Raw genomic sequence first — 19,537 nt, forward strand, 5'->3', positions numbered from 1 at the left:
AATTTGCGTTTCACTCGATTTTCTGTGCGAGGAAAATCGAAGGTTGAAAATGAAATGGGTCTTGCGTTAATGGCCGTGAATTTAAGAAAATTCACGGCCATTAACTAAGGGAACAGAAGAAATAATGTGAAAAAAGAGAGAAAGGTGAATTTGAGGGAACTCAAATTCACCTTTCTCTTTATTTGAAGCTAGTTATGTCCCAGCCCCTTTATTTTTATCTTATCGATTTTTTTTAGTTAAACGACCTAGTAAGAACGCAGCAGCAGTTAAACCGATAACTGTGTTTGTTTTCTTAGTGAATACTTGTTTTGTAACAAGTTTTACGTTTTGCGGACGTTCAGCTAAACGACGCATGAAATAACCATACCAGTCATTACCGAATGGTACATAAGTACAGAAGTTGTAACCTTCTTTTGCAAGCTCTAATTGCATTTCTTTACGGAATCCGTATAACATTTGGATTTCAAATTTGTCATTTGGAATGTTGTTTTCCTTAACAAATTGTTTTACGTGGTTAATAACGTTATGGTCATGAGTTGCGATTGAAGTAAATTTACCATGTAATAAGTGATATTCGATTAATTCAATAAAGTTTAAATCAATATCATTTTTATCTTGGTAAGCTACATTTGCAGGCTCTTTATAGGCACCTTTTACAATGCGAAGACGGTAGTCTTTGTATTTTTCAATGTTTTCTTTTGCGTTGAAGAAGTAAGCTTGAATAACAGTACCAACATTGTCATAAGTTTCAGATATTTTTTCCATCAAATCAAATGTAGGTTGAAGACGGTCAAGAGTTTCTTGGTCTAGGTTGACATGCATATTGTATTCGTGTGCTTTTCCTACGATTTCCATTAAGTTGTCAAAGCAAAAATCATAGTCAATGTCTAAACCAAGTTGAGAGGGTTTTACAGAAATGTGTGCATCTACACCATGTTCATGAATAGCTTCGATTACATCTAAAATCTGATTTTTTGCTTTTGTAGCCTCAGATTTTTCATAAACGAACTCACCTAAGTTATCAACTGTACAAGAAATTCCATGTCTGTTTAATTCTTTAATGCTTTCGATAACTTCAGGAATATTTGTTCCTGCAACTACACTTTGTGCACCAAGTTTTAGACCGTACCTTTGAGCAGCACTATTTAATAATTGGTTTTCAGATAAGTGGATGAAAAAATCGCGTAATACTGGCATAATTAGTACCTCTTTCTTTTTTGAAAATAATTATATCACAGAACAAAATAATATTAAGTGATTTCAAATAGTTTAAATATTCTAATATTAGTATAATATTTTCCTTAGTATTTGCATGCGTTCATTAAATAATGTAGGGTAACTTAAAAAACCTATTAAAATGCTCGTTAATGTCGCTGTTGTTAACAATCCGAAAATAATTAAAAGTTGAAATTGAACTGCTTGAATAGGATCTGCACCCCCAATTATTTGTCCGCTCATCATTCCGGGTAATTGAACTAGGCCGATTGTTTTTTGACTTTCTATTGTGGGAATCATACTTGCTCTTATTGAATCAGTCAGCTGCTTTTGAATTGCTTGCTTTGGTGTTCCTCCAAGTGACAAGATTAATTCAATTTCATCGCGGCTTGTTTCAATTTCTGCAGAGAAACGATTTAAAAATAGTATAGATAATACCATGGAATTCCCGATTAACATCCCGCTGATTGGAATAATATATTGTGCAGTAGCGGGAACAATATTAAGACCGAGTAAAATACCTTGGGTCACTACCTCAATCATAATGAAAGTAACTGCTATTTTCCATGTTATCCCTTTAATAGCTTTCCCTTTTTTTCTAGCATTTAACGTTGCAGCAATAATTATTAATGCAATCATTAGCAGTATATAAATATTACTATTTGCCTCAAAAACAAATTTTAATACATAACCTACAGCAAGTAATTGAATAACGGAACGAACAGTTGCAATAACTGTATCTTTTTCAAGACCTAATTTTAAAGATTTTGAAAGGATTAGGGGGATAAGTACAAATATTAATGTTAAAGATAATGCAGTATAAGTCATTCCTTTTCCCCCCCAACAGCAAATTGATAAACCAGTTCGTTTGATGAATTACTTAAAATACTGCTTTCACCACTTTCCAATAATTGCCCCTCCATCATAATCCAAGTAAAATCGCCGAGCCGTTTAGCTTGATCGATATTGTGAGTAATCCAAATGATTGTTGCATTATATTTTTTGTTAATTTTTAAAATGAGCTGTTCTATCTCATGTACAGATGTAGGGTCAAGTGCAGATGTAATTTCATCTAGCAACAAAATTTGCGGTCGATTAATAAGTGTCCTTGCGATTGATAATTTCTGGCGCTGACCACCTGATAAATCTGAAGCTTTTCTATATAAGAGGCTGCTATTAAGACCAACTCCTTCCAATGAGTTGAATGCGTCTGCCTCTGTGAATTTTTTGTTTTGCAGCTTAAATGGCAAAGCGAGGTTGTCATAAACGGTACCTCTAATAATTGGTGCACTTTGCAAAACGATGCCGACACTTTTTCGAAGAGATGTTGGCTCAAAAGAAGTTATTGGCTGGTTTTGGATAAAAAGTTCACCTTCTGTTGGGGAAATTAAGCCGTTGCACATTTTTAATAATGTTGTTTTCCCAGCACCAGATGGGCCGACGAGTGTTGTAATTTTGCCTTTATAAAATACCCCCGTAATATTATTCAAAATCGATAGCTGATCAACTTCATAACAAACATTTTCAAACTTAATTGCTGTTTCATTAGGTTGTGTCATATTTTACTCCTAGAATAATTAAATGGCTTTTTAAACCTATTATAACGATTATTGTTAAGTTTGAAGATAAAATATTGAAAAACGAATTAGTATATAAGTTATCTGCAAGTAAGTTTTTGTGCTTAGCTTCTTGCGTAATATGTAATTTAGTTTGTCGAAGATTTATAAAATTATTATACTTGCAATGCTTCCTTCTATATTAAAGAAATAATTTCAGAGGACAGAAAAAAGCTAACTCGCAAAAATTTGGGGGCACGAGTTAGCTTAAAGGTTATATTGATAACTAGCTTGCTAAGGGGAACAAGACTAGTAATCTACAAAGAGGAGATAATAACACATTAAGAAGAAGGGAGAGTTAGAAGATGGCTAAGTATACTTCTAACCCTGATAGGAGTTAATTCGTCTTACCCATTATTTTTATGTGTTATTATATCTAACATGATAATAGCTTTAAAGAAAAAAATCAATAGATAATTTAAAATTTATGTTAGGAAATATAACGTGAAATAATGTGATTTTCTAAAAATCTAGTATTAAATAAGATGGTAGCGTTAACATATGACGGAAATTTGTTCTGAAAAAATAACTGGAATTTTTTGCTTGGAATTTTCGTGTGAGAAAATGTAACATATAATGGTGTGGCGAAGGAAATGAATGGAGTATAAATCAATATTTCGTTTAATGTTAAATAGTGTATACTATGACTAATTATGAAACTGGAAGAAGGGGCATCAGATGAAATCGAATTATGTTGATGACAGTTTAACATTACACACGGATTTATACCAAATAAATATGGCAGAAAGCTATTGGGCAGATGGAATTCATAACCGAAAGGCGATTTTTGAGTTGTATTTTAGAAAATTACCTTTCGGAAATGGTTATGCAGTGTTTGCAGGATTAGAACGTATGCTTCAATATTTACGGAATTTCCGTTTTTCTGATACAGATATCGCTTATTTATCTGAAGAACTTGGATATAAGGATGATTTTATAGAGTACTTAAAAAATCTCCGTTTTACTGGTTCTGTATATTCTATGCTGGAGGGTGAGCTTGTTTTTGCAAACGAACCAATCGTACGGATTGAAGCTCCGCTTGTAGAAGCTCAGTTAATCGAAACAGCACTATTAAATATCGTGAACTATCAAACGTTGATTGCAACAAAAGCGAGCCGCATTAAACAAATTATTAAGAATGAAAGCGCAGCGGAATTTGGAACACGTAGAGCACAGGAAATGGATGCTGCAATTTGGGGGGCGCGAGCTGCCATTATTGGAGGGTTTGATTCAACTTCCAATGTGCGTGCAGGCAAAATTTTTAATATTCCTGTGTCAGGTACACACGCTCATGCATTAGTGCAAGCGTATAAAAACGATTATGATGCATTCCATTCTTATGCTAAACGACATAAAGATTGTGTATTTTTAGTTGATACGTATAATACTTTGAAATCTGGTGTTCCGACAGCCATTCGAGTTGCGAAGGAATTGGGAGATAAAATTAATTTCGTCGGAATTCGATTGGATAGTGGGGATATTGCATTTTTATCTAAAGAAGCAAGACGCATGTTAGATGAAGCTGGATTCACAAACGCAAAAATTATCGTATCAAATGATTTAGATGAATATACCATTTTAAACCTAAAAGCCCAGGGTGCAAAGGTTGACTCTTGGGGCATTGGAACAAAGTTAATTACTGCTTATGATCAACCTGCTTTAGGCGCAGTTTACAAAATGGTTTCCATTGAAAATGAAAACGGTGAAATGGAAGATACGATTAAAATTACAGCAAATGCTGAAAAGGTGTCTACACCGGGGTTGAAAAAATTGTATCGAATAATTAACCGTGAAAATGGGAAAGCAGAAGGCGATTATATTGCCATGTCAGATGAAAATATACATGAAGAAGAACGAATTAAAATGTTCCACCCTGTTCATACGTTTATTTCAAAATTTGTAACGAACTTTGAGGCAAAGGAACTGCACCATAAAGTAATTGCCGAAGGTGAAATTATATACGAAAGCCCTTCGGTAAATGAAATGCGGCAATATGCATTTGATAATTTAGAGTTATTATGGGATGAATATAAACGTTCATTAAATCCTGAGGAATATCCAGTTGATTTGAGCCAAAAATGTTGGGATAACAAGATGAAAAATATTCAAGAGGTTCGAAATATGGTTCATGATATTGAAAATCTTTAAAGGAGTGATGATTAGTGGGAGACTTGCAAAAACAAATAATAGAAGAATTGAAAGTTTTGCCAGAAATTAATCCAGAAGAAGAAGTTCGTAAATCAGTTGATTTTTTAAAAAAATATGCAAAAAGACATTCTTTCTTAAAAGCATTTGTTATTGCAGTAAGTGGCGGACAGGATTCAACACTAACTGGAAAGCTGGTGCAGATTGCAGTTGATGAATTAAATGAAGAGGCTGGAGAACAAAAATATTCTACATTTGCGGTACGACTTCCGTATGGAGTGCAGGCGGATGAGCAGGATTGCCAGGATGCAATCGCATTTATTCAGCCAACAAAGGTCTTTACAATTAATATTAAGAATGCTGTTGATGCTAGTGTTCAATCATTAGCGGATGCAGGAGTCCGCTTAAGTGATTTTGCAAAAGGCAATGAGAAAGCCCGTGAACGAATGAAAGTTCAATATTCTATTGCAGCAATGCATGGTGGAGTTGTAGTTGGAACAGACCATGCTGCAGAAGCGGTTACTGGATTTTATACGAAATACGGGGATGGCGGGGTTGATTTAACTCCTATTTTCCGACTTAACAAACGCCAAGGAAAACAAATTTTAGCCCATTTAAATTGTCCGGAGCATTTATATTTAAAAACACCTACTGCAGATTTGGAAGAGGAAAGACCTGCCCTTCCTGATGAAACGGCATTGGGTGTAACGTATGAAGTGATTGATGATTATTTAGAAGGTAAAGAAGTGCCGCAGGAAGCTAGAGAAATAATCGAAGGTCATTATTTAAAATCTCAACATAAACGTCATTTACCGATTACGATTTTTGATCATTTTTGGGAATGATTTTTCATATAGTGTAGATAAAGGGCTTAAGTCTTTATCTACACTATTTTTTTGTTGTAAAATAAAGTAAACGGAAATAGTTAACATGTCTTAAATTTTAATTTTTATTGCCGATAATAAAAAATAATATAGGAAAAAAGATATAAGGAAGGGAGGTAAGTGCTAATTGAAAACGACAAGAGTTCAATCAACACCAAGCAGTATTTTTAGAAATTCAAAGCAGTATTTACAATCGAATGAATTATTTTATCGTGCAATGGAAGAAGGAGCTTTTCAACAGTCTTCTAAACGTAAAAATGAACGAAAACAAAAAAAGACGCAGCAAAATAACAATCAAAATCAACAAAAGGTAGTAAGAAGTAATTCAAATAATTTGGTTGTAAAGGGGTTGCAGTTTGATGGAGATTCGGTAGCAGAGGTTTGCAACAGTCTGCTGGAACACTCTGTTAAAATAACAACTGCTAGAAGTAAAATATCACGAAATAGCACTTACCGAACTTCTATATAAAATAAAAGTTAATTGCTGAATAATTGATTGAATAGATTGATTCAATACATGTTGAATCAATCTATTTTTTTGTAAATTTTATACATAGCTAATGACAATTAGTTGTATTATGAATAACATTTCGTTTATGCTGTAGTTATATTTTGTGTATATTCTGACTATTATCGCTATAGTTTGGGAGGTTGTGACTGAATGCATAAACAAATCGAAGGAATTATAGAAAATATAGAAAAAGTAATGATTGGAAAACGAGAGGTTGCAGAATTAAGTGTAGTTGCGCTGCTTTCAGGAGGTCATGTCTTACTAGAAGATGTGCCTGGGGTAGGGAAGACGATGATGGTAAGGGCTTTAGCAAAGTCTGTAAGTGCAGAGTTTAAACGAATCCAATTTACTCCTGATTTACTTCCATCTGATGTACTAGGTGTTTCTATATACAATCCGAAAACGCTTCAGTTTGAATTTAGACCTGGACCGATAGTAGGGAATATCATTTTAGCTGATGAAATTAATCGGACATCCCCTAAAACGCAATCAGCATTGCTTGAAAGTATGGAGGAATCTTCGGTAACAGTCGATGGGGAAACATTACAGATTCCAAAACCTTTTTTTGTAATGGCCACTCAAAATCCGATTGAATATGAAGGGACTTATCCTTTGCCAGAAGCGCAGCTCGACCGATTTTTATTAAAAATAAAGATGGGTTATCCAACTGCTCAAGAGGAAATTGAAGTGCTGCGTAGAGCTGAAAAAACAGAACCAATTACACAACTTTCACCTGTAATTTCTATAGAAGAGCTTATAGAACTGCAAGAAGAAGTGCTCAATGTTTATGTAGATGATTCAATCAAAAGCTATATTGTGCAGTTGGCTAGGGCAACAAGAAAGGTGAGTGAGATTTATCTTGGGGTAAGTCCACGTGCTTCGATCGCATTAATGAAAGCATGCCAAGCATATGCAAAAATGAAAGATCGGGATTTTGTGAAACCAGATGATGTACAATATTTAGCTCCATATGTTTTCGGACATCGCATTATTTTAAAACCTGAAGCGAGATATGAGGGTGTTACTGTAGAAGGTATCGTAGACCGTATTCTCTCGAATGCAGTTATTCCAATTAAAAGGTATGCTGAAAAATGAATAAAATAAAAGGGGTATTAGGCGATGGGGGACGCCTTGTCGTCATTATTTTACTTATTGTCATTACCTTTAGTTATGCGATGTTCCAGGGAGGGTTTGTTAGCTGGTTTATTTTTTACTCAATTGCCCCGTTTTTGATTTATTCATTATTACTAACATTTGCCCCAATTCAAGTAGTGGAATTTCAGAGGGAAATTGAGCCTTCGAAACTTCAACGCGATGATAATGCTAGGGTCACGGTTCGCTTTAAAAATAAAACATGGTTTCCTCTAATCTTTTTGACCGTTAAAGAAATGGGAACGCTAAATAATGAACATGATCAGTTTATTGAACTATCAAATCAAATATTTTTTGTAGGATGGAAAAGGAAATTTGAGTGGACATATAATTTTCAAAACGTAGGGCGCGGGCATTTGCAATTCAGTGGACTAAAATTAACTTTTACAGATTTTTTTGGATGGACTTTACGGACGAAATTTATAGAAGAGGATAAGACGGTTGTTGTTTATCCCCGAATTTCCGAATTGAAATACAAACCTTTGAACATGCAATTTGAGCATGGCGGGGTTCCATCGCCATATACAATGGTGAAGGATGCTTCGTTAGTAACTGGTGTTAGGGAATATCAATCGGGTGATAAATATTCATGGATTCATTGGAAATCATTTGCGAAAAATGAAACATTACGTACAAAAGAGTTTGAAGATCGTCAATCTCAAGAACTTTTTCTTATAATTGACCAATCATCTAATATAAATTTTGAATATAGTGTTGATTTAGCTGCATCAATTTTGCAAAGTGTTATAAAAAGTCATGGTGATATTTCATTTCTTTCCACAGGGGAAAACTACCAATACTTTCAAAAAATCAAAACCCAAAATCAGATGGAAAAAGTAATGCAGCATCTCGCGATTGTAAAACCTGATGCAAAAAAGTCATTGGATTCGTTTCTTGCTAATGAAATTGGATTAAACAATTCTGCAACAATAACTCTAATTACCGGAGAGCTTTCTGAATCGGTGGAGCGTTTTTTAGTAAATAGTACAAAGTTGACACAAGGAATCATTTGCCTTGTTATTACGGATCAAAAAGACAAATTATTAGAATCTCGAATTAAACTGCCAACTGTGAAGGTTATCCCAATATCGAAGACGAACTTCGAAAAGGTATTCACGGAGGTGATGAAGCCGTGAAAAAAAATAATTTTAAACGATTAGAATTAGCGCTTTATTATGTTGTCGTTTTCTTTATTTTACGAGAGTGGCTTGTTCCTATTATGGAGTTGACTGGAACAGGATATACAAGTTTAATCCTCCTTTTCATTGCTATCAATCTTGTGCTTAATTTATTTAAAGTACACTATTCTATCTCGTGGGTTATTAAACTTGTGTATATGTCATGGTTTATAGTTTTTGTTTATAGTGGACAATCTATTTTATCGGTAGATGGTTTTCTCTTTTTATTAGATATTTTTAAAACAAATAGCGCCATCATTATCCAATCCGATTGGGTGCATGTAACAGATCCATTCCGGACATTACTGTTTTTTATTTTAATATGGATGTTAATTTATTTAATTCATCATTGGATAACGGTTCGAATGACGATTTTTTATTTCATTGTACTTACTGTATTTTTCATTGCGACCCTCGATACATTTACTGAATATGATGGCTCAAATGCCATTATAAAAATTGTATTGCTCGGTTTAATGATGACTTCTATTTTATTTATTAAACGGCTTCTTTCACAATCGAATGTTCATATTGCCTGGTTTAAATATATAAAACTCGTAATGCCTATTGTGTTTTTAATAGGACTTTCGGGGATTGTTGCGATTTTATTACCTAAATCTCCTCCTCAATGGCCTGACCCGGTTCCATTTATTAAATCTGCTGCTGGTCAGGGTGAGGAAATCGACAACCGGGATGGTGTTTCGAAGGTTGGCTATGGAGAAAATGATAGTAGGCTTGGAGGCTCTTTTATAGCAGATGATACTGTTGTATTTCTTGCACAAGCTGAAACAAAACAATATTGGCGTGTAGAAACGAAGGATATTTATACTTCAAAAGGGTGGGAGAAATCGGATTACTTTGTAGGAACAGCGAGTGTATACCTTCCTAATGAACCGATTTATCACTCCTTGCCAGTTGGACCAGAAGAAGAGACTCAAAGTGCATCGATTCAAGTCTTATACCCATTTGAATTTATAATTCAACCATACGGTTTAAAATCGATAGAGGTTGATGGAACAGCGGATGGAAGTATTGAACTTCATATGGATGATAACTCGGAGAAACTTATTCCGAAAGTAAATAATAGTACTATTACTTTAGATAATTACTTAGTTCAATACAGTAAACCGGTTTATCTTTATAGTGAACTGAAAAATCCAACGGAAGAGATGAATCCGTTTATTCAGGAACGATATTTACAGCTACCAGAGACGCTGCCTTCTAGAGTAAGGGATTTAGCGGAAGAGATTGTTGCGGGGGAAGAAACGCCGTACGATAAAGCTCGAGCAATTGAAATGTACTTTAGACAAAATGGATTTCGATATTCGACGGATAATGTAGCAGTTCCCGCTGAAGACCAAGACTATGTCGACCAGTTTTTATTTGAAACGAAAATTGGCTATTGCGATAACTTTTCAACTTCGATGGTTGTATTATTGCGTTCAATAGGAATTCCTGCTCGATGGGTAAAAGGATTTGCAGGTGGAGATGTTATTAATACTGATGGTGCAGTGAAAGAATTTCAAGTAACAAACAATGATGCACACTCATGGGTAGAAGCATATATCCCGAATGTAGGATGGATTAACTTCGAACCAACAATTGGCTTTAATAACACTCGAACTATTAATTATGATGTGCAAACAAATGCTTACCAACAAGAGGAATTAACGGTTGATGAAGAAACTGAACCTGATGAAACAGTTGAAGAGGAAGAAGAGGAACAACAAAAGACAACAGAAAAAAATAACATTTTATCTACTTTTGTAGATTTTATTAAAGAGCATAAGGTAGTACTTATTTTTGTATTTATTGTCCTAGTTCTTTTCGCATTTTCGCTTTACAAGCTTCGTCGTAAATGGCTTCCGAAGGTTTATGTAAGAATGAATAAACAAAAACAGTTTAGTGAAGCATCGTTTGAAGCAATGTATTTGCAATTGCTAAAAATTTTAGAGTTGAAAGGCTTTAAAAGACTAGAGGGACAAACGTTGCAATCGTTTGCTGCTGAAGTGGATGCTTATTATAGTACGAAGCATATGTCAAACATTACAAAGGCGTATGAACAATTTATTTACGCAAAAGATTTAAGAGAAGTTGACTTTGATGAAATGAAAGAAAGTTGGGAATATTTAATCAATCAGACAACTAGTTGATTTTAACTGATACTAAGAGTAAAATTTAGAAAAATAATAAATAGGCTGCCTTCATATAAGTCCGATAATATGGTTCGGATGTTTCTACTAAGTTACCTGAAATAACTTATCTATGACGGCGGGCATTGCTATGTATTTCTAGGTGTGCCCGTCTTTATAGTTAGAACATGAACGCGTCAGAAAGTATTCTTTTTGAACGCGTTTTTTTAACAATATAAGTACTTTTCGAAAGATAAAAATTATATATCTATTTGAGTAATGTCTAGCTCCAGTGCCCAGCCCCTCGAGATCGCTTCGGTACCTTCCCGCGTGTGAAACCACACTCGTCAGGTCCCTCCAGCGCTTGTCGGGGCTAAGCAAAATGCCTTTTTGCGACGAAAGCGTAGCAACAGGAGCAGGGCACTTACGCTTTTCTTATATTGTTAAAACCTTCAACGGTTGTTGAATTCGTATTAATATGAATTTAAAATTTTGGCCGTGGTATATTAATGTTGATGAAACGAGGAGCCTTCAAATTTTAGAAGAGGTGTAAAAGCGCATGACAACTCCATTGTTAAAAGAACAAGAAAAAATTGTCGTTCTAGATTTTGGTAGCCAATTTAACCAATTGATTACTCGTCGTATTCGTGAGTTTGGTGTTTTCTCTGAATTACATCCACACACAATTACAGCTGAAGAGATCAAAGAAATGAACGCAGTGGGTATCATTTTCTCTGGTGGACCAAATTCAGTTTATGACGAAAAGGCATTTAAAGTAGATGAAGCCATCTTTGATTTAGGATTACCGATCTTAGGAATTTGCTACGGAATGCAATTAATGTCATATTCATTAGGCGGAAAAGTTGAAGGAGCTGACCACCGTGAATATGGGAAAGCGGAAATCAACGTAACGTTAGACAATAAATTATTCGGCAACCTTCCAAAAGAACAAGTGGTATGGATGAGTCATGGTGACCTTGTAACTGAAGTGCCTGAAGGATTTGAAGTTATTGCAACAAGCACATCTTGTCCTATTTCAGCAATGCAAAATGTTGAGCGCGGTTTATATGCTGTACAATTCCATCCAGAAGTACGCCACTCTGTCTACGGTAATGATCTTTTGCGTCAATTCGTATTTGATATTTGCCATGCAAAAGGCGACTGGTCAATGCAAAACTTTATCGAATTAGAAATGAAAAAAATTCGTGAACAAGTTGGCGATAAGCAAGTTCTATGCGCGTTGTCTGGTGGAGTAGACTCATCAGTAGTAGCTGTGTTGATTCACAAAGCAATTGGCGATCAATTAACATGTATGTTTGTGGACCACAATCTTAACCGTAAAGGCGAAGTTGAGCAAGTTATGAAAACTTTCACAGAGGATTTTGATATGAAAGTTATTAAAATCGATGCTCGTGAACGTTTCATGAATAAACTAAAAGGCGTTTCGGATCCAGAGAAAAAACGTAAAATTATCGGAAATGAATTTATTTACGTATTTGATGAAGAATCTTCAAAATTAGAAGGTATGGATTTCCTTGCGCAAGGAACTCTTTATACTGATATCATTGAATCAGGAACTACAACAGCTCAAACAATCAAATCACACCATAACGTTGGTGGACTGCCAGAAGATATGAAGTTTGAGTTAATTGAACCGTTAAAAACATTATTTAAAGATGAAGTACGTGCTTTAGGTTTAGAATTGGGCTTACCTGAAGAAATCGTATGGCGTCAACCTTTCCCAGGTCCTGGTTTAGGTATTCGTGTACTTGGTGAAGTAACAGAAGAAAAATTAGAAATAGTTCGTGAAGCGGATTATATTTTACGTGAAGAAATAAAAAATGCTGGCCTTGATCGCGACATTTGGCAATACTTCGCAGTGCTGCCTGACATCCGTTCGGTTGGTGTAATGGGTGATGCTCGTACGTATGATTACTCAGTAGGTATCCGTGCAGTAACATCCATCGACGGCATGACTTCCGACTGGGCACGTATTCCATGGGATGTATTAGAAAAAATCTCAGTTCGCATCGTAAACGAAGTAAAACACGTTAACCGCGTGCTGTATGATATTACTTCTAAGCCACCAGCGACGATTGAGTGGGAATAAGTTTAAATAATTATTCACGGATAGAGTCATATCACCGTTTAACCGCGATTTATGTTGATATAAAATGTTCACCTACAACGATTGACTTTCAAAAATTTACTCTCTTTTATTTACGTTTTTTTAGTAAATGAAAGGGAGTTTTTTTATAACTAAAGTAGTTCAGTTAATCGAAATTAATCGAGAGAAAGATTATCATATTTCGTTCATACGCCCCTAATTCACTATCGCAGCCATAACTTCACCTCTACGCCTTCCTGTCCTCGTTAGTACATACATATCAAATTTCATTCCGTTAAATGTATCTCTGGCAGTATGATTTGAATTCGGGTAGATTATATATTTTAATCTTTTTTAGTATTTTGAATGTTGGTTCTGTTTGTTCTCTTCTTTTTTTATTTCGAGACTTCCTCCTTATATCGTATCGATTCCTTTCATGGCTTAATAATCCTTCTTAATTGAGTGTTAATCCACTTCACCTTTGTAAATTATAATTCAACTTTCCTATCTAGCCAGGTTAGCTTTTATCTAAAAGAGTAGTAAATGGGAGAGAGTTATTTTAGTGTATAAGAATATCCTTCCTGTAAGGGGGAATTTAGGGTTCATTAGGGGGAATGAAAAGAACGATGTTGCATCAATAAAAAGGGGGAACTTTTTGGGTAAGTATATAAATGTATTTCTAGAATTTCATGTGTCCATAGAAAAAATACGTAATCCTTTAAGGTGAGTAAAGTATTAAGTAAGGATGAGCATTGCTGTATTCTAAAAATTAAGGCGGGGAGTATATATGAGTAGAGACAAAAAACTAAAAAAACCGGTAGTAAGTTTTATTTTACTAACCAATATCATTTTTTGGCCGCTTTTTCTTCTTGTAGGAGTCACGAGGTTATTAGAATTTCCTATATGGTTCTTTGTTGCAATGCTCTGTATATCTGCTTGGTCTTCAACTTTTGCTTTTGGATTGCTGTTTAAAAGGATCTATCCTGGACAGAGTTTTATTCAATTTGTAAAAAATAAATTTCGAACTAAAATTAAATTTTCTGTAGTTCTTTCTGTAAGTATGGTTCAACTCTTCATATTTTTGATAATTTTGTTTATCGTGTCTAGTAATAGCGAAGCAGATTCTATTTTTAATAGGACTACATCGGGAGTATTAATCTACTACTTTATTAAAACCTTTTTGTCAGGACCACTAGGAGAAGAACTAGGGTGGAGAGGTTTTGCACTAATGGAGCTTCAGAAAAAATATTCACCATTAAAAGCTTCGATAATCATAGGGTTTTGGTGGGGGATATGGCATTTACCTATATGGTTTACTACAGGGTTTACAGGCTTTGATTTAATCAAATATATGCTGTTCTTTATGATTGCAATCATATCCACTACAATCATCATGGCAGCATTCTATAACTTAAATCAAAATTTAATCGTTCCAATTATTATCCACTTTTTCTTTAATCTATTTATTGGTTTAATAAATGGGAAATTAATCGAATTAATTATGTACAACGCGGTTTTTTATTTGATAGCAGCAGTGTTAATTATCGTTATAAATCCGAAGAAGGTATTGTATGGGAAGAAAGTTTGTAAACCTCATTAACGATAAATATTCTTGATATAGGATGTTTACCGTTGTTAATAAAGAATTCAATTAACTATGGGTACTCACTATGTAAATATTGTGTGGGAATAGGAAATAAAATAATCAACAATTAAATATTCAAAATAGCTCTCTTTTATTTGCCCGAAATAGCAATGAAAGAGAGTTTTTTATTGTCGAATAAAAATAAATAGGAATTATTACGATTTAAAACAAATACTATATTATGAGATGTCTATTTTCTAAGTTTTGAATTTTGGACAACCGTTAAATAAAAATCTAAGCAATAAAGAAAGAGGAGATACGATGCAATCAAGGCAGAAGCAATCTGTAAATTTCTCAACAGTATTTGTTTTAGGGATATTATTAGTTTTACTAATCCCGCTACTTTTAAGGGGTAAATCGTTAGCAATTCCGAATTCCTTCCAACAATTAAATACGATTTTTCTCAGTATATTAATTGAGGCCATTCCATTTGTGCTAATTGGGGTGTTGATTGCTGGGTTTATTCAAATCTTTATTACAGAAGAACATATTCGAGCTTGTATACCGAAAAATAAATTTCTAGCAGTATTAATGAGCTGTGTTGTAGGGGCGGCATTTCCAGCTTGTGAATGTGGAATTGTTCCGATCGTACGTAGATTAATTGGGAAAGGCGTTCCTTTATATGCAGGAGTCGGGTTTCTATTAACTGGTCCACTCATTAATCCAATCGTTATTTTATCAACTTACATGGCATTTGGTAATGATATGGAAATGGCTTTGCTGCGCATGGGGGTTGGATTTGTTGCGGCGTTGGCAATTGCTTTAGTGATTAGCATCTTATTTAAATCGAACCAATTGAAAAAATCCAAGGGAAGCCATCATTTAGATGCTCGAGTGAACAAAAAGCAGCCATTTATTACAAGGGTTAATGATATGTTAAAGCATTCTATAGATGAATTTTTTGATATGAGTAAGTATTTAATTGCAGGTGCATTTGTTGCTGCCTTCTTACAAACTTATGTATCTACACAATCTCTATTGCTGTTTGGTGACAATCAGGTGCAGTCAACTATCGTTATGATGGCTCTGGCATTTGTTCTTTCTTTATGTTCTGAAGCGGATGCCTTTATTGGTGCTTCCTTTAGAAATGTATTTCCAACAACCTCGATATTAGCTTTTTTAATTTATGGACCGATGATTGATTTGAAAAATACGATTATGTTATTAAGTGTGTTTAAGGCGAAATTTGTTTTTGTTTTATTTTTACTGATCACAATAATCGTCTTTATATTTGTAAATTTAGCGAGCTTTATATAGGAGGTGTGGTATGAGATTTCATTTTCAACATTTTTTAAAAGCCATTTTATTAGGGTTATTTACTTTGTTTTTTACTAACCTCCATATTACAGGTGATATCACAAAGTATATTAATCCAAAATATGATTTTATGAGTAAAATTGCTGCAGTCTTTTTTCTAGTTCTGTTCCTAATCCAACTTTCTCGTATATGGCAGAAAAAGCATATTCACCATGTTTGTTCTCATGGGTGCAGTCACGATCATGGCAACGATTATTGGAGTTTAAAAAGAGTAGTTGGCTATAGTATTGTTGCCTTTCCGATCATAACCGGATTTACCCTGTCACCTGCCACATTAGACTCGTCTATTGCAGCTAATAAAGGGTTCCTATTATCTCAAGGCAGCAATGAGGAAAAGGTGGATAGTTCAGATAAAGATTCTTTAATGGAAGATGCAGAGTCCTTAGTGGAGAAAGAGAATATTGATATTTACTCAAGTGAACATATTCCTCTGCCAAATAATAACTATCTTTCTGAAGAGGAATATAATGATAAGTTTAGATTGCTTCAGGAATCAGAAACGATACAAATGACTGATGATATGTTCAGTTCCTATTATGGAGAGATTAACGAGAACCCTCAGCCTTATGTTGGAAAAACTATTAAAATGAGTGGTTTCGTATTTAAAGAAGATGGATTTACTAATAATCAACTAGTCATTTCAAGATTTTTGATTACGCACTGTATAGCGGATGCAAGTATAATTGGATTTCTAGCTGAATTTCAGGGGGCAGAAACAATTGAAGAAGATACGTGGATTGAAATTGAGGGTGTTATAGATATAGGTACCTATGGTGGATATGAATTACCGATTATTAAGGTAACAAGTCTAAACGTTGTTGATGAACCAAGTGAACCGTATATCTATCCGGTGTTAACATTATTAGAGTAATACAGCTTTCTGGCGTTGTGCAAGAATATAATCATTATCTTCGTTATGATGGTTTCATTCTCAGAGCAAAAGGGTCCGTCCTAATAGATGGACCCTTTTATATTGTGATAAAGTGTATAGTTTCCTATTATTTGAAAAAAATTAAACTTATTTCCGAACTTTTATCTACTTATTTAATAAAATGTTCGTAAAAATGGTTGAAATAGAAAAGAGGAGGTGGTATATTACTAACGTAAATTAAATATTTAGTCGTATAATGTCGAGAATATGGCTCGAAAGTTTCTACCAAGCTACCTTAAATAGCTTGACTACGATTTGGAATAAATGATGGATTACTATGGTTATACTATGGTTATATAGTAATTCGCCTAAATCGTAGACATGCAACTTTTAATAGTAGCGTGTCTTTTTATTTTGACATTGTAACGACAATACGGAGGAAGAAAATGAAGAAGTATTTCCAGTTTGATCAACTAGGTACAACATATGGTCGTGAAATTCTAGGAGGTTTCACTACATTTTTAGCTATGGCTTATATTTTAGTTGTTAACCCTTTAACGTTGACTTTAGATGATGTAAAGGACCTTCCAGATGCTTTACGTATGGATTATGGTGCAGTCTTCGTAGCAACCGCAGTTTCAGCAGCAATTGGATGTTTCATCATGGGGTTCTTAGCAAAATATCCATTGGCACTTGCTCCTGGTCTAGGTCTTAACGCATTTTTCGCATACACAGTAGTTTTAGTAAATGGTAGTCCTTGGCAACACGCTTTAGCAGCAGTATTTATTTCAGGTGTATTTTTCTTATTATTAACATTGACTGGTTTACGTGAAAAATTAATTAATGCCATTCCGATGGAGTTAAAATTAGCGGTAGGGGCTGGTATTGGTTTATTTATCGCTTTTATCGGTATGCAAAACGCAAAAATTATTGTTAATAACGATGCTACTTTAGTTGGTATCGGCAACTTCCACAATCCACAGGTTTTACTTGCGGTATTCGGTATTATCATTACAGTTGTTTTATTGGTTAAAGGTTTAAAAGGCGGCGTATTCTACGGAATGGTCATTACTGCTATCGTAGGGATGATTTTTGGTTTAGTTGAATTGCCTACTGGTGTAGTTTCAGCACCGCCAAGCATCTCACCGACATTTGGTGCATTATTCAGCGCATTCTCAGACCCAGAATTCTATTCTTTATCAATGCTTTCTGTAATTCTTACTTTCTTATTTGTAGACTTCTTTGATAATGCAGGAACATTGATGGCTGTTGCGAATCAAGCTGGATTTGTTAAAGATAATCGTTTACCTCGCGCAGGTAAAGCATTAATTTCCGATTCAATTGCTACTATTATTGGTTCAATTTTTGGTACTTCAACTATAACATCTTATGTTGAATCTTCATCAGGTGTAGCAGCTGGTGCGAGAACAGGTTTTGCTTCGGTTGTAACAGGTGTATTATTCTTATTGGCACTATTCCTTTCTCCGTTGTTGTCTGTAATAACTTCAGCGGTTACAGCTCCGGCTTTAATAGTTGTAGGGGTATTAATGGTTGCTTCACTTGGTCAAATTGCATGGAATCGCTTTGAAATAGCAGTACCAGCGTTTTTAACAATGATTATGATGCCATTAACATACTCAATTGCAACAGGTATCGCGGTTGGTTTCGTTTTTTATCCATTAACTATGATTATTAAAGGTAAAGCGAAAGAAGTAAGTCCAATCATGTATATCTTTGCAATAATCTTCTTGTTATATTTAGCGGCGTAGTGATTTTCAATATTTAGATAGAAAAGCGATAATTAGCAACTAGTTTGTTGTTTAATTATCGCTTTTTCTATTTAACTAGTATTTTTTTAGATTTTAAGTTAATGGAATAAAGGGGGGAAATAACACAAGAATTATTGTAGTCGAGAAGTCTATAGTTTTAACAATCAGGCTGATTAATTATATTCTTTAATATGGAGTTTAAAATTTTATATTTGGGGAAAATTATTGTTACATTTAAAATGAAACATGTACAAAGTAATTGTAAACTTTTGTTTGGGATATTTTAAGTGATTATAAAACTATTATTATAGAAGAAACTCTTATCTAATTATTTAAATAAAACTAAATTGTTTTACTTTTAAATTTTAACTTGTTAATTGTTTGTTATGGTGATATAGTATTAAACGTTGCTTCTGAGATGAATACTCATTTCAAAAGTAATAAAGGTTTAAAAAACTATTGACACAATAATGTTATGGTGATAATATTGTAAAAGTCGTCTCTGGCGAAAAGTTAGTTTGAAATTAAAAACTGTTGACTTTTCCGTTTGAAGATGATAAGATGTAAAAGTTGCTGTTAAAAAGCAACGAAAAAAGCATTGACAAAACATTATTATAGTAATATAGTAATATAATAATAAAGTATCGAATGAACCTTGAAAACTGAACAACAAAACGTTAATGAAATATAGTTTTTAGTAACTGACCCTCGTCGGTGAACGAAACGAGATTTTGGACATCAAATATGATGCCAGCAAATATTTGAGCTATATCAAATTTTCTTTTATGGAGAGTTTGATCCTGGCTCAGGACGAACGCTGGCGGCGTGCCTAATACATGCAAGTCGAGCGAACTGATGAGAAGCTTGCTTCTCTGATGTTAGCGGCGGACGGGTGAGTAACACGTGGGCAACCTGCCCTATAGTTGGGGATAACTCCGGGAAACCGGGGCTAATACCGAATGATTCATTTCATCTCCTGATGAAATGCTGAAAGA

Annotated in this window: 14 protein-coding genes, 1 rRNA gene and 2 riboswitches; of the genes, 12 read left to right on the forward strand and 3 right to left on the reverse strand. The window is 34.3% G+C overall.

The genetic code is table 11. From position 1 onward, the window contains the following. Positions 1 to 219: 219 nt before the first annotated feature. The 3 genes from EKG35_RS17440 to EKG35_RS17450 all read right to left on the reverse strand — a co-directional run bounded on the left by EKG35_RS17440 (position 220) and on the right by EKG35_RS17450 (position 2,774). Complete coding sequence (locus EKG35_RS17440) at positions 220 to 1,197, reverse strand: proline dehydrogenase family protein (RefSeq protein WP_126295820.1); 978 nt, start codon at positions 1,195 to 1,197, stop codon at positions 220 to 222. A gap of 87 nt (positions 1,198 to 1,284) precedes the next feature. Next, positions 1,285 to 2,043 (reverse strand): ABC transporter permease, encoded by a 759-nt coding sequence (locus EKG35_RS17445; protein ID WP_126295821.1) that lies wholly within the window; start codon positions 2,041 to 2,043, stop codon positions 1,285 to 1,287. After that, entirely contained in the window at positions 2,040 to 2,774 is a 735-nt protein-coding gene (locus EKG35_RS17450; RefSeq protein ID WP_126295822.1) for an ABC transporter ATP-binding protein, read from the reverse strand. The genes EKG35_RS17445 and EKG35_RS17450 overlap by 4 nt, the downstream gene beginning before the upstream one ends. A gap of 735 nt (positions 2,775 to 3,509) precedes the next feature. On the opposite strand from EKG35_RS17450, the gene EKG35_RS17455 reads away from it, so the two are divergent. The 12 genes from EKG35_RS17455 to EKG35_RS17510 form a co-directional block, all read left to right on the forward strand. Further along, complete coding sequence (locus tag EKG35_RS17455; RefSeq protein WP_126295823.1) at positions 3,510 to 4,979, forward strand: nicotinate phosphoribosyltransferase; 1,470 nt, start codon at positions 3,510 to 3,512, stop codon at positions 4,977 to 4,979. A 14-nt stretch (positions 4,980 to 4,993) separates the two neighbouring features. Further along, the gene (gene nadE, locus EKG35_RS17460) at positions 4,994 to 5,821 is read left to right on the forward strand and encodes an ammonia-dependent NAD(+) synthetase (protein WP_126295824.1); all 828 of its coding nucleotides are present in this window, start codon (positions 4,994 to 4,996) and stop codon (positions 5,819 to 5,821) included. A 166-nt stretch (positions 5,822 to 5,987) separates the two neighbouring features. Further along, positions 5,988 to 6,329: a hypothetical protein gene (locus EKG35_RS17465; RefSeq protein ID WP_126295825.1), complete on the forward strand. Its 342-nt coding sequence runs from the start codon at positions 5,988 to 5,990 to the stop codon at positions 6,327 to 6,329. Between the two features lie 192 nt (positions 6,330 to 6,521). Then, positions 6,522 to 7,466 carry an AAA family ATPase gene (locus EKG35_RS17470; protein ID WP_126295826.1) on the forward strand — a complete coding sequence of 315 codons (945 nt, stop codon included), beginning with the start codon at positions 6,522 to 6,524 and terminating at the stop codon, positions 7,464 to 7,466. After that, the gene (locus EKG35_RS17475) at positions 7,463 to 8,659 is read left to right on the forward strand and encodes a DUF58 domain-containing protein (protein WP_126295827.1); all 1,197 of its coding nucleotides are present in this window, start codon (positions 7,463 to 7,465) and stop codon (positions 8,657 to 8,659) included. The genes EKG35_RS17470 and EKG35_RS17475 overlap by 4 nt, the downstream gene beginning before the upstream one ends. Continuing rightward, entirely contained in the window at positions 8,656 to 10,854 is a 2,199-nt protein-coding gene (locus tag EKG35_RS17480; protein WP_126295828.1) for a transglutaminase domain-containing protein, read from the forward strand. The genes EKG35_RS17475 and EKG35_RS17480 overlap by 4 nt, the downstream gene beginning before the upstream one ends. A gap of 31 nt (positions 10,855 to 10,885) precedes the next feature. Continuing rightward, positions 10,886 to 10,987, forward strand: a riboswitch (purine riboswitch). Positions 10,988 to 11,392: 405 nt separating this feature from the next. After that, a complete protein-coding gene (guaA, locus tag EKG35_RS17485; RefSeq protein ID WP_126295829.1) occupies positions 11,393 to 12,943 on the forward strand; it encodes a glutamine-hydrolyzing GMP synthase in 1,551 nt (516 codons plus the stop codon). Positions 12,944 to 13,727: 784 nt separating this feature from the next. After that, the gene (locus EKG35_RS17490) at positions 13,728 to 14,540 is read left to right on the forward strand and encodes a CPBP family intramembrane glutamic endopeptidase (protein ID WP_126295830.1); all 813 of its coding nucleotides are present in this window, start codon (positions 13,728 to 13,730) and stop codon (positions 14,538 to 14,540) included. A 306-nt stretch (positions 14,541 to 14,846) separates the two neighbouring features. Then, a complete protein-coding gene (locus EKG35_RS17495; protein WP_126295831.1) occupies positions 14,847 to 15,842 on the forward strand; it encodes a permease in 996 nt (331 codons plus the stop codon). A 10-nt stretch (positions 15,843 to 15,852) separates the two neighbouring features. Next, positions 15,853 to 16,773, forward strand: coding sequence for a TIGR03943 family putative permease subunit (locus EKG35_RS17500; RefSeq protein WP_126295832.1), 921 nt, complete (start codon positions 15,853 to 15,855; stop codon positions 16,771 to 16,773). Positions 16,774 to 17,002: 229 nt separating this feature from the next. Next, positions 17,003 to 17,104, forward strand: a riboswitch (purine riboswitch). Between the two features lie 115 nt (positions 17,105 to 17,219). Then, complete coding sequence (locus EKG35_RS17505; RefSeq protein ID WP_126295833.1) at positions 17,220 to 18,542, forward strand: NCS2 family permease; 1,323 nt, start codon at positions 17,220 to 17,222, stop codon at positions 18,540 to 18,542. Between the two features lie 782 nt (positions 18,543 to 19,324). Then, positions 19,325 to 19,537 (forward strand): 16S ribosomal RNA (locus EKG35_RS17510); the annotation flags it as partial.

Origin of the sequence: Lysinibacillus telephonicus, assembly GCF_003966145.1 — a bacterium.
GTDB lineage: Bacteria > Bacillota > Bacilli > Bacillales_A > Planococcaceae > Ureibacillus > Ureibacillus telephonicus.